11 protein-coding genes and 1 pseudogene are annotated in these 13,119 nt (G+C 67.3%); 5 read left to right on the top strand and 7 right to left on the bottom strand.

The window, feature by feature from the left end; all coding sequences use genetic code 11:
- The first annotated feature begins 40 nt into the window (after window positions 1-40).
- A complete protein-coding gene (locus JHW40_RS15110; RefSeq protein WP_090614384.1) occupies window positions 41-1,447 on the top strand; it encodes a class II 3-deoxy-7-phosphoheptulonate synthase in 1,407 nt (468 codons plus the stop codon).
- Window positions 1,448-1,483: 36 nt separating this feature from the next.
- Here JHW40_RS15110 and JHW40_RS15105 read toward each other — a convergent pair whose 3' ends face one another.
- The 3 genes from JHW40_RS15105 to tkt all read right to left on the bottom strand — a co-directional run bounded on the left by JHW40_RS15105 (window position 1,484) and on the right by tkt (window position 5,393).
- Window positions 1,484-2,353, bottom strand: coding sequence for a lysophospholipid acyltransferase family protein (locus JHW40_RS15105; protein WP_090614381.1), 870 nt, complete (start codon window positions 2,351-2,353; stop codon window positions 1,484-1,486).
- Complete coding sequence (locus tag JHW40_RS15100) at window positions 2,350-3,273, bottom strand: DMT family transporter (protein WP_090614379.1); 924 nt, start codon at window positions 3,271-3,273, stop codon at window positions 2,350-2,352. The genes JHW40_RS15105 and JHW40_RS15100 overlap by 4 nt, the downstream gene beginning before the upstream one ends.
- Window positions 3,274-3,371: 98 nt before the next feature.
- Window positions 3,372-5,393 carry a transketolase gene (tkt, locus tag JHW40_RS15095; protein ID WP_090614376.1) on the bottom strand — a complete coding sequence of 674 codons (2,022 nt, stop codon included), beginning with the start codon at window positions 5,391-5,393 and terminating at the stop codon, window positions 3,372-3,374.
- Between the two features lie 112 nt (window positions 5,394-5,505).
- Between tkt and JHW40_RS15090 the strand changes: the two genes are divergently transcribed.
- A complete protein-coding gene (locus JHW40_RS15090; protein WP_090614373.1) occupies window positions 5,506-7,467 on the top strand; it encodes a tetratricopeptide repeat protein in 1,962 nt (653 codons plus the stop codon).
- Here the strand turns inward: JHW40_RS15090 and JHW40_RS15085 are convergent.
- From JHW40_RS15085 to JHW40_RS15075, 3 genes are read right to left on the bottom strand one after another with little or no spacing between them, the layout of a single operon-like run.
- Window positions 7,464-8,438 (bottom strand): tyrosine recombinase, encoded by a 975-nt coding sequence (locus tag JHW40_RS15085; protein WP_090614370.1) that lies wholly within the window; start codon window positions 8,436-8,438, stop codon window positions 7,464-7,466. The two genes, JHW40_RS15090 and JHW40_RS15085, sit on opposite strands and share 4 nt — an antisense overlap.
- Entirely contained in the window at window positions 8,438-9,922 is a 1,485-nt protein-coding gene (locus JHW40_RS15080) for a hypothetical protein (protein WP_090614368.1), read from the bottom strand. The genes JHW40_RS15085 and JHW40_RS15080 overlap by 1 nt, the downstream gene beginning before the upstream one ends.
- Window positions 9,906-10,088 (bottom strand): hypothetical protein, encoded by a 183-nt coding sequence (locus tag JHW40_RS15075; protein WP_090614366.1) that lies wholly within the window; start codon window positions 10,086-10,088, stop codon window positions 9,906-9,908. The genes JHW40_RS15080 and JHW40_RS15075 overlap by 17 nt, the downstream gene beginning before the upstream one ends.
- A gap of 138 nt (window positions 10,089-10,226) precedes the next feature.
- On the opposite strand from JHW40_RS15075, the gene JHW40_RS15070 reads away from it, so the two are divergent.
- Together JHW40_RS15070 and aroB are read left to right on the top strand one after the other, a co-directional pair.
- Window positions 10,227-10,775 (top strand): shikimate kinase, encoded by a 549-nt coding sequence (locus JHW40_RS15070; RefSeq protein ID WP_090614363.1) that lies wholly within the window; start codon window positions 10,227-10,229, stop codon window positions 10,773-10,775.
- Complete coding sequence (gene aroB, locus JHW40_RS15065) at window positions 10,772-11,881, top strand: 3-dehydroquinate synthase (protein WP_090614360.1); 1,110 nt, start codon at window positions 10,772-10,774, stop codon at window positions 11,879-11,881. Before JHW40_RS15070 ends, aroB begins: the two co-directional genes overlap by 4 nt.
- 199 nt (window positions 11,882-12,080) lie before the next feature.
- On the opposite strand, the pseudogene JHW40_RS15060 reads toward aroB, so the two are convergent.
- Window positions 12,081-12,985, bottom strand: a pseudogene (locus JHW40_RS15060) (IS5 family transposase); the annotation flags it as partial.
- On the opposite strand from JHW40_RS15060, the gene JHW40_RS15055 reads away from it, so the two are divergent.
- Window positions 12,933-13,118, top strand: a complete 186-nt coding sequence (locus tag JHW40_RS15055) for a hypothetical protein (protein ID WP_090614357.1) — start codon at window positions 12,933-12,935, stop codon at window positions 13,116-13,118. The pseudogene JHW40_RS15060 and the gene JHW40_RS15055 overlap by 53 nt on opposite strands.
- Window position 13,119: the final 1 nt, after the last annotated feature.

Genomic DNA, 13,119 nt, shown 5'->3' with positions numbered 1-13,119 from the left:
GCGACTATATCAGCCCCAGCATTCCCAAGGAGCAGATGCCATGACGCAGGAGAACCGCACGACCGCCACCCAAAGCTGGGACAAGGCCGGCTGGCGCGCCTATCCGCGCATCCAGATGCCCGAATATACCGACGCGCAGGCGCTGGCCACGGTCGAGGCGCAGTTGCGCCGCTATCCGCCGCTGGTCTTTGCGGGAGAGGCGCGGCGCATGCGTCAGCAACTGGCCGAGGTGGCGGCAGGCCGTGCCTTCCTGTTGCAGGGCGGGGACTGCGCCGAAAGCTTTTCCGAATTCAGCGCCGACAACCTGCGCGACACCTTCATGGTCCTGCTGCAAATGGCGGTGGTACTAACCTGGGGGGCGCAACTGCCGGTGATCAAGGTCGGCCGGATGGCGGGCCAGTTCGCCAAGCCGCGTTCGGCGCCCACCGAGGTGATGGATGGGGTCGAACTGCCCAGCTATCGCGGCGACATCATCAATGGCTTCGACTTCACGCCCGAGGCACGCATCCCCGATCCGCAGCGGATGCTGGCGGCCTATACGCAGGCAGCGGCGTCGCTGAACCTGCTGCGCGCCTTCTCGACCGGCGGGTTTGCCGACATGCATCGCGTGCAAAGCTGGATCGCGGACTTCACCGGCGGTCCCGAGGCCGCGAAATATCGCGACATCGCCGACCGGATCCGCGACGCGATGGCCTTCATGCAGGCGGCGGGGGTCAACTCCGACACCGCGCATCAGCTGTCCAAGGTCGATTTCTATACCAGCCACGAGGCGCTCTTGCTGGAATACGAAGAGGCGCTGGCCCGCACCGATTCGACCACCGGCCTGCCTGTGGCGGGATCGGGCCACATGATCTGGATCGGCGACCGCACCCGGCAGCCCGATGGCGCACATGTCGAATTCTGTCGCGGGGTGCAGAACCCGATCGGGCTGAAATGCGGCCCCTCGACCACGGCGGATGACCTCAAGGTGCTGATGGCGAAGCTGAACCCTGGCAACGAGGCGGGCCGGCTGACGCTGATCGCGCGCTTCGGCGCGGGGCAGGTGGGCGATCATCTGCCGCGCCTGATCCGGACCGTCCAGCAAGAGGGCGCGAATGTCGTCTGGTCCTGCGATCCGATGCATGGCAACACGATCAAATCGGCTTCGGGCTACAAGACCCGGCCCTTCGATTCGGTGCTGCGCGAGGTGCGCGAGTTCTTTGCCATCCACCGCGCCGAGGGCACGATTCCGGGCGGCGTCCATTTCGAGATGACCGGTCAGGACGTGACCGAATGCACCGGCGGCGTGCGCGCGGTCAAGGACGAGGATCTGTCCGACCGCTATCACACCGCCTGCGATCCGCGCCTGAATGCCAGCCAGTCGCTGGAACTGGCTTTCCTCGTGGCCGAGGAACTGCGCGACCGCCGCGAAGCCGCCGCCCCGCATGGGCAGGTTCGCGCCGTTTGACCCCGCCTTTCGCCCCGCCGCATCCCGGCGGGGCCTTCACTTCCAGCGCCGGTGGATCCAGAACCATTGTTCCATATGGCGGCGGATCAGCATCTCCAGCCCGTCATTCAGCGCCTGCATCATGTCGCGCGGCTCGCCATGTTCGACCGGGTCGCCGATATGGATGCGGAAATCCAGCCCGTTCGGCTGACGGATACCGTTGATCGGCACCAGTAGCGCATCATGGCGCAGCGCCAGATCGGCCGGTGTCAGAACGGTCCGCGTCGGCAGGTCGAAAAAGCGCAGCTCGGTGGCGTGACGGTCATATTGATCGAAACCCAGCGCCAGCCAGCCGCCGCCCTTCAGAAAGCGGATCATCGCCGCCAGCCCGGCCCGGCCACGCGGAAACAGCGGCTCGGCAATGGCGGTGATGGCGGGGACGTAATGACGGTTGAAGGCCTCGTTGTTCATCGGCCGGTACAGCGCGCCGACCGGCCAGCCCCGCGCCACCAGCATCGCCCGCATCGCATCGTAATTGCCGAAATGCGCGCAGGCCAGAATCACCGGACGCTGGCTCTCGAATGCCTGTTCCAGCGCCACCAGCCCCGGCCCCTCGATCACGCCGCGCTCGCGGATACGGGCGGTGAACTCGTCCCCGGAATAGATCTCGGCCAGCGACCGCCCGGCATTGTCGGGCACCGCCCGCACCAGCGCCTCGACCTCGGCACGATCCAGATCGGGCCGCGCCATCGCCAGGTTGTCGCGGATCCGCTGCCGCCATCCGGCAACGGGCGCAATGACCCGGGAAAAGAACCAGCCGATCGCGGGAATGCGCCGCTCATAGGGCAGCAGCCGGGCCAGACCCATCAGCCCCAGAAAGACGCCATTGGTCAGCCGGTCGATCAGGGAAGGTGTCGTATCGCTCATTCTTTCGCTTTCGCCGCCTGCGCCTCACGCGACCAGACATAAAGACCCGCCGCCACGATAATCGCCGCCCCGCCGATGGTCCAGAGATCAGGGAACTGGCCAAAGAACAACCAGCCCCAGACACCTGCCCATAACAACCCGGTATAGCCGAAGGGCGCCAGCGCCCCGGCCTCGGCCATGCTGAAGGCGCGGACCAGAAACCACTGGCTCAGCGTGCCGAACAGCGCCAGCGCCAGAAACAGCCACAGATCGCCCCGCGCGACCGGCTGCCACAGGAATGGCACCAGCAGCGATGTCGCCACCGTGCCCACCACCGCCGACCAGGTGACCGAGGTGGCGACGGAATCGCTGCGCACCATCCGCGTCAGCAAGGCGCCTGCGGCATAGGTGAAGGCCCCGGCCAGCGGCAGCAGCGCCGCCACCTCGAACACGCCCGGACTCGGACGGATGATCAGCATCGCCCCGACCAGCGCGGCGGCGATCCCGGCAATGCGGCGCGGCCCGATCCTCTCGCCCAGAAACAGCGCCGCCCCCAGGGTGATCAGCACCGGGTTGATATCCATGATCGCGGTGGCCTCGGCCAGCCCGATGAATTGCAACGAGGTAAAGAACAACCCGACCGAGGCCAGCTGCATCAGCGCCCGCGCGAATTGCATCCCGGGCTGGCGGGTGCGCAACTGCACCAGCAGACGCCCCCGAAAGATCACCGCGAAGATCATCAGATTGCCGACAAAGCGCGTCCAGACCACCTGCACTGGATGATAATCCTGCGTCAGCGCCTTGGCCGTCGCATCCATCAGGGTGAATCCCAGCACCGCCAGCAACAGCAGCGCGATGCCTGTGGGCTGGTCATTTCCGGGCTGGCGCAGCCCGTCGCGTTCGCGCCCCATCAGCGCAAAGGCCCGCGCCAGAACCCGCATCACCGCACCCCATGATCAAACCCAAAAAGACACAGCCGGACCCGAAAAACCGGCTGCATCTCTGGTGTGAAAAAATCCCCGCCGGAGGCAGGAATCCCTTAAAGCAGCGCCCGGACCTTCTCGACCACGGCCTCCGGGGTGATCCCGAACTCCTTGTAAAGGGTCGGCGCCGGGGCCGAGGCGCCAAAGCCGGTCATGCCGACGAAATCGGATTTCTCCTCGCGCCCGCGCTCGCCCAGCAACAGCCAGTCCCAAGGCTGGCGAATGGCGGCCTCGACGGCGATGCGCACGGAGTTTTCCGGCAGAACCTCGCGGCGGTAATCGGCGGATTGCGCGCGGAACAGCTCCATCGAGGGGACCGAGACCACGCGGGTTGGCGTGCCGCCCTGTTCCAGCGCCTCGCGCGCGGCCACCGCGATCTCGACCTCGGAACCCGTCGCCATCAGCACCACCGCAGGCGCGGCGCTGGCCTCGCGCAGCACATAGGCGCCTTTCGCCGTCAGGTTCTCGCCCGAACCCTCTTCGCGCAGCAAGGGCAGGTTCTGTCGCGACAGGGCCAGAACCGAAGGCGTCGATTTCTGCGATAACGCGATTTCCCAGGCCTCGGCGGTCTCGATCTGATCGCAGGGGCGCAGGGTCAGCGTGTTCGGGGTGGCGCGGCAGATGGCCAGATGCTCGACCGGCTGGTGGGTCGGGCCGTCCTCGCCCAGACCGATGCTGTCATGGGTCATCACATAGACCACCGGCAGCCCCATCAGCGCCGACAGCCGCATTGCGCCGCGCGCGTAATCGGTGAAGCACATGAAGGTGCCGCCATAGGGGCGGAAACCGCCATGCAGCCAGATGCCGTTCATCGCCGCGGCCATGCCATGCTCGCGGATGCCGTAATGGATATAGCGGCCCAGACGGTTTTCGGCGTTGAATATCCCCTGATCCGAGGTCTTGGTGTTGTTCGATCCGGTCAGGTCGGCCGAGCCGCCGAAGTTTTCCGGCATATGCGGGTTAAGCACTTCCAGCACATTCTCGCTGGCCTTGCGGGTGGCGACCTTGGGCTTGGCATCCACCGTCTGCTGTTTCAGCGCGGCGATGGCCGGGGCCAGTTGCGGGTTCACGTCGTCGCCGATGCGGCGGCTGAATTCGGCACGGGAATCGCCGGTCAGCGCATCGACGCGGGCGTTCCATGCCTTGCGGGCCCCGGCGCCTTTCGCGCCGATCGCGCGCCAGTCGGCGGCGATGTCCTCGGGGATCTCGAAGGCCACGCCGTCCCAGCCATAGGCCTTGCGGGTGGCGGCGATCTCGTCGGCCCCAAGGGGCGAGCCGTGGGCCTTGGCGCTGTCGGCCCGGGTGGGCGCGCCGAAGCCGATGATGGTCTTGCACGACACCAGCACCGGGCGGCCATCGTCCTGCGCGGCTTCGGTCAGGGCGCGGTCGATGTCGGCGGCGTCATGGCCGTCGCAGGACAGCACCCGCCAGCCCGAGGCCGCAAAGCGCGCCAGTTGGTCGGTGCGGTCCGACAGGCTGACCCGGCCGTCGATGGTGATGTCGTTATTGTCCCACAGCACGATCAGCCGGCCCAGGCCCTGCGCGCCCGCCAGACCCACGGCCTCCTGACTGATGCCTTCCATCAGGCAGCCGTCGCCGGCGATGACCCAGGTGCGGTGGTCGCACAGTTCCGGCCCGAATTCGGCGCGCATCGCCTCTTCGGCCATGGCCATGCCGACCGAGGTCGCGATGCCCTGACCCAGCGGGCCGGTGGTGGTCTCGACGCCTTCCACATGACCGTATTCCGGATGGCCCGCGGTGATCGCGCCCCATTGGCGGAAATTGCGGATCTGCTCCAGCGACATCTGCTCGTATCCGGTCAGGTGCAGCAACGCATAGATCAGCATCGAGCCGTGGCCCGCCGACAGCACGAAACGGTCGCGGTCGAACCAGTTGGGGGCGGATGCGTCGAATTTCAGGTGGTTGCGGAACAACACCGTCGCCACATCGGCCATGCCCATCGGCATGCCGGGATGGCCGGAATTGGCGGCCTCGACCGCGTCCATCGCCAGCACGCGGATCGCGCTGGCCAGTTTCCAATGTTCGGGGTCGGCCTTGCGGCGGGCGTCGATGTCCATGGCGGTCCCTCTGGGCTGGTGACTTTGCAAACCTGTTAGGCATGAAGCCGTGCGGTTGCAAGCGCGAGGGTTCAGGGCTAGCGTCCCTCCGGCAACAGAACGGACCTTTTCCATGAGCGAATTTCCCGCAATCATCGGCTTTCGCAAGGACCGGATCGGCGCACGTCTGACCGGGCTGCTGAACGTTCTGCGGCTGGGGCGCAAATTCGATTGCCCGGCGCGCTTCATCTGGCTGTCCGAGCCGGGCGGCCCCTATCCCGAACTGACCGACCCACGAGAGTTTCTGGACAAGGATTTCGTCGCCCGCCACATCTCTGTCGTGGACAGGGCCCCGGATCTGTCGGGGCGTGGTGATCTTGGTCTGCTGGCAAAAAAGCTGGACGCCGACCATATGCGCCAGCGCCTTGGGGTGGGCGAGCGTTTCGTCAGCGATGCGGCTTTCGATGTCATCTCCTTCATGGGCGAGCCGCCCGATGCCGCACGTGCCGAGATTGCCGCGCTGGCCACTGATCTGCCGCTGGCGCCGCGTCTGGCCAAAATCCTTGCCCGCGCCGAAAAGCGGCTGTCCAGACGGGTCGATGGCGGGCTGGCGCAGGCGGCGGCGATCCATATGCGGCGCGGCGATCTACTGGACGGCGACCCGTGGTCGCTCAGCTCATGGGCGGCCAAATTCGCCCCGGACGAGTTTTTGCGGATCTGGGCCGATGCCCAGCCTGGTGCGGTGATCGTCTTTACCGATACCCCGGCGGCGGCGCGTCACATGGCGGCGGGCAACGACCGGATCATGCCCATCGACAGCCTGCTGGACATGGACAAGCTGACGGCGACCGAGCGCGACATGCTGGAACTGCTGATCATGTCGCGCTGCGCCCGGATCGGGGCCTCCAGCGGCAGCGCCTTTTCGCTGGCGGCGGCCTCGATCGGCAAGGCCGAATTCGTGCCCCTGCCGCAGAACCTGTCGCCCGAGCAGCGGATCGCGGCCTATCAGGCGCTGCTGGACCGGGTCATCGACGCGCCGGACAGCTTTTTCGCCCCCGGCGATCTGGCGCAATCGCTGCAATATGCCTCTCGCCACGCCATCGGGCAGGGGCAGGCGGGGCGGCTGGCCGATGCGCTGAAGGACCGCGAGGCGCTGATGCAGGCCCATCCCTTCGTGCGGCGCATTCAGGCGGAATGTCTGGTGGCGGCGGGGCGACTGCCCGAGGCACGCCGCACGGCCCGCGCCGGGATGTCAGATCCGCGAATGGCTGGCCGCGACCGCAAGCATTGCCGAAGCATGCTGGTGGCGATGCATGTTCAGGCCGATCCCGACAGCGAGGCATCGGCGCACGAATTTCTGTCGCTGGTTTTTTCGCAGGCGGCAGGCGATACCCCTTGGACGGGCCAGATGGCGGCGGAACTGCTGGGAGGTGATGGGCCGTTATCGCGGGCGATGATGTTTCCGCACCGACTTGCGCCGGAATTGACCGAAACCGGCGAGGAAAGCACGATTCTGCGGCCATGGTTCTATCTGGCTGATTGGGAGGAACTGCTGGACGATGATGCAGCGCGCCGCCCGCTGGTCGGCGGTCCCGACATTCATCTGAAGCTACGCGGCCTTGGTCCTGTTCCGCGAGAGATGGACAAGGCACTGACCGAAGGGCAGGAGCCCGCAGCCCCTGACACCGAAGAGGACGCGCAGCGAATCGGGCTGGCCGCGGCGATCCTGTCGCTGCACGGGCGCTATGCCCGCGCGCTGCGGATGCTGCACTGGCTGGAAAGGTTGCACCCCGAGGATGCATTGATCCGCAAGCGGCTGGCTGATACCTGCTTCCGGCTGGGCAATGTGCAGCGCGGCATCGGGCATATGCGCGAGGCGCTGCAACTGGCCGAGGATCCGTCCCTGCTGCAACTGTCCATGGCGCGGCGGCTGGCCGAGGCGGGAAAGCCGCATCAGGCCCGGAATATCATGCAGCAGGCGCTGGAACAGCGACCGGACAGCCCGTTGATGCAGCGTCAGCAGCGGCGGATTTCGATGGCGCTGGACCAGACCGGTCAGCCGGGGCGCGGGCCAAGGCAGGGCGCGGCGGCTTAATCCTCGTCCCTTGCGGGGTCGTTGCGGGCCAGCGGGTGGTGGTTCAGCACCAGATCGCGCATACGCTCGTCCAGCACATGGGTATAGATCTCGGTCGTGCCCAGATCGGCATGGCCCAGCAGCGTCTGGATACTGCGCAGGTCGGCGCCGCCTTCCAGCAGATGCGTTGCGAAGGCGTGGCGGATCACATGCGGGGTGACGCGGGACGGATCGACGTCCGCCGCCACCGCGATGTCGTTCAGCAACCGGCCAAAGCTTTGACGCGGCATATGTCCCGCCGCACCCGGCGCGGGAAACAGCCAGCGCGCGCCGCGCCCCGCGATCAGCCGGGCCAGAGGGCTGCCCTCGGGCGGGTTGTCGCGCAATTGCAGCCAGTCGGTCAGCGCCTGCCGCGCGGGCGGGGTCAGCGGCACCAGCCTTTCCTTGCCGCCCTTGCCGCGGATCAGCAGCACGGCGGGATCGCCCCGGCAGGCGGCGACGGGCAGGGCAACCAGCTCGCTGACGCGCATGCCAGTGGCATAGAGCAGCTCGATCAGGCACAGGTTGCGCACCCGGTCCGAGGGCTTGCGACCGATGCCCGGGGCGGCGGCCAGCATTGCCTCGATCTCGGCCTGGTCCAGCGTCTTGGGCAGGCGGCGGGGGCGGCCGGGGCCACTGATGCGGATGGCGGGATCGTCCTCGCGCCAGCCTTCCTCCAGCGCGAAGCGGGTGAACTGGCGGATCGAGGACAGCCGCCGCGCCCGCGTTGCCCGCGACAGGCCCTGCGCATCGCAAAAGGCCAGATAATCCTTGACGATTTCGCGGGTCAGTCCGGCCAGCGACAGATCGCGCCGCGCCAGCCATTCGGACAGGTCGCGCAGATCGCGCCCGTAGGCCAGCAGCGTATTGCGCGCCGCCCCGGCCTCGGCGGCCTGCGCATCCAGAAAGGCCGAGATCGCGGTGCCATCGCCTTTGGGCAGGACCGAGGCCATCAGTTCTCGGGCCCGATCAGGGGTTGCAGCGACAGTTGCGCGCGGGCCAGATCGGCATCCTCATCCAGCCCCAGCGCCGTCAGCATCGCCAGCCCGCGCCCGGCCCGCGTCAGATCACCGTCAAGCCCGGCGTCGATATCGGCCAGCGCAGCCAGAAGCGCCTCTCCGCGCGCCTCGGCGGGGGGGTGGACGGGATCGGCGGTCAGGGCGTCATCGGCGGCGACGGGATCGGCGACGGGCAACCCGTGCCATTGCCGCAGCCAGCCGGCGATCTCGGCCGCGCGGCCCTCGGTGGTTTCGGGCAGATCCGCCGCCACCATCGACGCCAGCACATCGGCCATGCCCGCGCCGCGGAATTCGTCGAAGGCGCGGGGCAGGGCGGTGCTGACATCACCGGCGGCCATAGCGGCCTCCAGCGTGCGCATGGCGCTGGCGCGTTCCCAGACCCCGCCCGACGCCGCGGGCTTCTGTTCGGCATAGATCTGGCGCAGCCGGGCGGCGGGAATCGCCCCGGCGCGGGCCAGACGCTCGGCGGCCTCCAGCCGGGCCTTCCAGCCGCTGTTCAGCCGCAGGTCGGATTGCGCGAAGGCCACCGGCAGCGGCGAGGTCGGCAGCGGCTGACCGATCGCCTCGTGGATGCGGAAATCCAGCGGCGTCATGCGTTCGGCGGGGTCCAGAACGTCATCGCTGTCAACGAAGGCATCGTCCAGAAAATGGGTCAGCATGATCGCCTGCCGCTCGTCGATCAGGCCCAGAATTTCGGCACCGTGCAGGCTGACGGCGGCGGCGGCCCAGTCGCCGCCCTGCGCCAGACAGAAGATCCGCGCGGCAAAGCTGGGGGCGATGCCAGGCGTGCCATTCATGATGTCGCAGGCGCGGGTCTCGTCGCCCTCCAGCAGGGCGATGTCGAACAGGCGGCGGAACACTTCGGGATCGCCCGGCCCCGCCGTCACCAGCAGCGCCTGCGCCTGTTCCAGCGCGCCCATGTCCAGCAGCCGGTCGGCCCGGGCCAGAAACAGATGGCCGCGACGACTGCCATCGGCGCCGGTCGGAGGCGTCAGCTGCGCGGTCAACACCCGGCGCAGCAGCACATTCATCGCGGGCAGGCGGGCCGGGGTTTGCAGGATCAGCGGCGCCAGCACCTGCGCATCGCTGCCCTGCCACAGATCGCGCGGCAGACCGGCGCGGCGGGCGGTGATGGTGCCGCCCGCATCGGGATCGCCGCCATCCAGCCGGGTCACCTGAACCTCGCCCACGGCGCCGGATTCCGCCACCGGCTGAACCGCCCCCGGCCCCATCCCCGGAGGCGAGGCATCGCCGGGCCGCCAGGCCGAGCTTTCGCGCTCGGGGGCTTGCACGCTGCCCGACAGCCAGTCGCTGGCCGACAGCGGCTGTTGCTGTGCCAGCGCCGCCCCGGCACTTATGGCCAGCCACAGCGCGGTGGCGGCGATCAGGTCATATGACGCTCTATTCGCTGTCGGCATCGGTCTCGCTATCGGTCGCGGCAGTGTCGCCGGCGGCAGGCGCGGCATCCGTCACCGGCACGCGAACCTCTCTCTGCCGGGGCTCCATGTCGCCAAAATAGGCATAGCCCACCAGAGCGACCACGGCCGCCAGAATCACCACCACCACAAGCTTCAGCAGCCGCATCGGTCTTGCCCCTTGTTTCCTGCCTTTTCGTCCTTGCCGGACCCGGTCTTTCGCCGGTCAACCCGAATATATATGGCAATTTCCGAAAGATCACGCCATTCACGGCAATTGTGAGACTGAAATGGGGGACTGTTGCGGATGAAGGGCCGGCTGAAGCGTCATATCGTCCTGATCGGCATGATGGGCGCGGGCAAGACCGTGATCGGAACCGAACTGGCCCGGCGGCTGCATGTCGGTTTCACCGATTCCGATGTCGAGATCGAATCCGCCGCCGCGATGAGCATCAGCGAGATTTTCGCCCGCGACGGCGAGGCGTTTTTCCGTGACCGCGAAACGCAGGTGCTGGCGCGGCTGCTGAAGGGCACGCCGGGGGTGATCTCGACCGGCGGCGGGGCATGGATGCGGGCCGAAAACCGCGAGCTGATCTCGGCGCAGGCGCTGTCGATCTGGCTGAACTGCGATCTGGAGACGCTGTGGCACCGGGTCCGCCAACGCCAGACACGGCCGCTGTTGCAGACCAGCAACCCCAAGGCGGTGCTGACCGAGTTGCTGGCTGCGCGCAATCCGGTCTATGCACTGGCCGAGATGAGTTTCCCCTCGCAATCCGGCGAGACGGTCGAGGCCGCGACCAGCCGGTTGCTCGAGGCGATCCGCAAGACCCAACCCGACCTGCTGGAGATGAAATGACCGAGACAGCCACCGTTCATGTGCCGCTGGGGGATCGCGCCTATGACGTGCGCATCGGCCCCGGTCTGATCGACCGCGCGGGCGCCGAAATCGCGCCGCTGTTGCAGCGTCCCCGCGTGGCCATCGTCAGCGACGAGACCGTGGCGGCGCTGCATCTGGCGCGGTTGCAGCAGGCGCTGAAGGCCGATGGGATCGACAGCGTGGCGCTGAGCCTGCCTGCCGGAGAGGCCACCAAAAGCTGGCCGCATCTGATGCGGGTCGTGGACTGGCTGCTGGAACAGAAGATCGAGCGTCGCGATATCGTCATTGCCTTCGGTGGCGGCGTGATCGGCGATCTGGTCGGTTTCGCTGCCGCAATCCTGCGGCGCGGGGTGCGTTTCGTGCAGGTCCCGACTTCGCTGCTGGCGCAGGTGGACAGCAGCGTCGGCGGCAAGACCGGCATCAACTCGGCCCACGGCAAGAACCTGATCGGGGCGTTTCACCAGCCCTCGCTGGTGCTGGCCGATATCGCGGTGCTGGACACGCTGCGCCCGCGCGATTTTCTGGCGGGCTATGGCGAGGTGGCGAAATACGGGCTGCTGGGGGATGCGGAATTCTTCGGCTGGCTGGAAAAGAACGCGCCGAACCTGTCGTGCGACATGGATGCACGGCTTTATGCCGTGGCCCATTCGGTGCGGATGAAGGCCGGGATCGTGACCCGCGACGAGACCGAGCAGGGTGAACGCGCGCTGCTGAATCTGGGCCATACCTTTGGCCATGCGCTGGAGGCCGCGACCGGCTATTCCGACCGGCTGCTGCATGGCGAAGGGGTGGCGATCGGCTGTGCGCTGGCCTTCGATCTGTCGGCGCGGATGGGCCTGTGCAGCCAGGAGGCACCGTCGCGCGTGCTGGAACATCTGCGGCAGATGGGGATGCCGTCGCGGCTGTCGGATATCGCGGACAATTTGCCCGATGACGCGGCGCTGATCGCGCTGATGGGTCAGGACAAGAAGGTGGTCGATGGCCGCCTGCGCTTCGTTCTGGCCCGCGACATCGGTGAGGCTTTCGTCAGCGACGACGTGCGGGGCGAGGTTCTGCATAAGGTTCTGGCGTCGGCGCGCGACTGACCGCGCGGCTGCCTTCCGTCCCGGCCGGGCGCAGCCTTTCCACCCCCATCGAGGGGGCGGAAAGGCTGGGCGGACAAGCCGCCGGATACGTTCCGCATATGCTGTCACGAAAAAGGCCGGGCGGATGTCCAGTCTTTCGCAGTTGCTGTGGCATAGGCCAGGTTGTCGGCTCTGAACAACCGTGTCAGGCGGGCAATGCTTACCTGTGAAGGGGCCTTTCGCGCCAGGTGGTTACCGCAATCAGATGGAGTAGCAGGGCCCAAAGCGCCCTGATATGGGCCAGGATCTTGCGGATATTGTGGCCACAGGCACAGAGAACGGCGAAGACCGCGTCGCCGATGCGGCCCTTCAGCGGACATCTGGCAAGACGTCCGTCACTCTTCATGTGACCGATTTCGGGTTCGATGGCGCTGCGTCGTTTCAGGAACTTGGCCAGTAACGGCGTGATGCCGCGCCGCATGCCGCTGATCAGGATCTTGGTGGTGCCCACGCCATGGCGCGGTCGACCACGGCGAGGCTGGGCCTCGTATCGGTCAGGATCGCGACCTGCTCCAGTGCAGGTGCCGGGGTGTGGCCATCATAAGGGTTGCCGGGAAAGCTGCGGGCGCCGACCATGAAGCCGCCGTCGAGGGTGGTCGCGAGGCTGACCCTGGTGCCGAATTCGTAGCGGACCCGCGCCTTGCCCTTGGAGATGCAATCGACCTCGGGCTCATGCAGGGAAAAGAGCTTGTCTTTGCTCTTCGGCCCCTGTTCCAGCAGGCGCCCGACCAGCCAGAGCGCGTCCAGAACCCTCTCGCGCAGGGGGCCTTGCGGAATGTCCTGCAAATGCCGGCGCAGGTCCCGGCGGATCCTGCCGGCATAGCCCTTGAACTGGCGCAGGGCCCTGCGCATGCGCTTGAACTGGCGGGCATGGGCGTAGCGCCCGACCTGGATGGCCAGCCGCGGTGCAAGACGGGCATAGCTCTGGCGCAACTCGATCCCGGCCTCCTTCGCCAGACCGACCATCAGAGCCCGGGCGCGCTCGTAAAGCCGGGCATCCGTCGGATGGGCGATGTTTTTCTCCATCACGGTCGTATCGACTGCGATCCGCTTCAGGCTCTTGTCGGTGGCCTATCTCGCGCCCGAGGTGCTGAAGCGGCTGACCTGCGGACGCGAGGCCTCGGCGGTCAGCCTCTACGATCTGAGCGTTCTTGCGGGGGAGACTTGGCAGGAACAGGCCGAGCGTGCGCTCGGCTGAC

Origin of the sequence: Paracoccus alcaliphilus (assembly GCF_028553725.1) — a bacterium.
Taxonomy (GTDB): Bacteria; Pseudomonadota; Alphaproteobacteria; order Rhodobacterales; family Rhodobacteraceae; genus Paracoccus; species Paracoccus alcaliphilus.
This window is presented reverse-complemented; position numbering and strand designations above follow the sequence as displayed.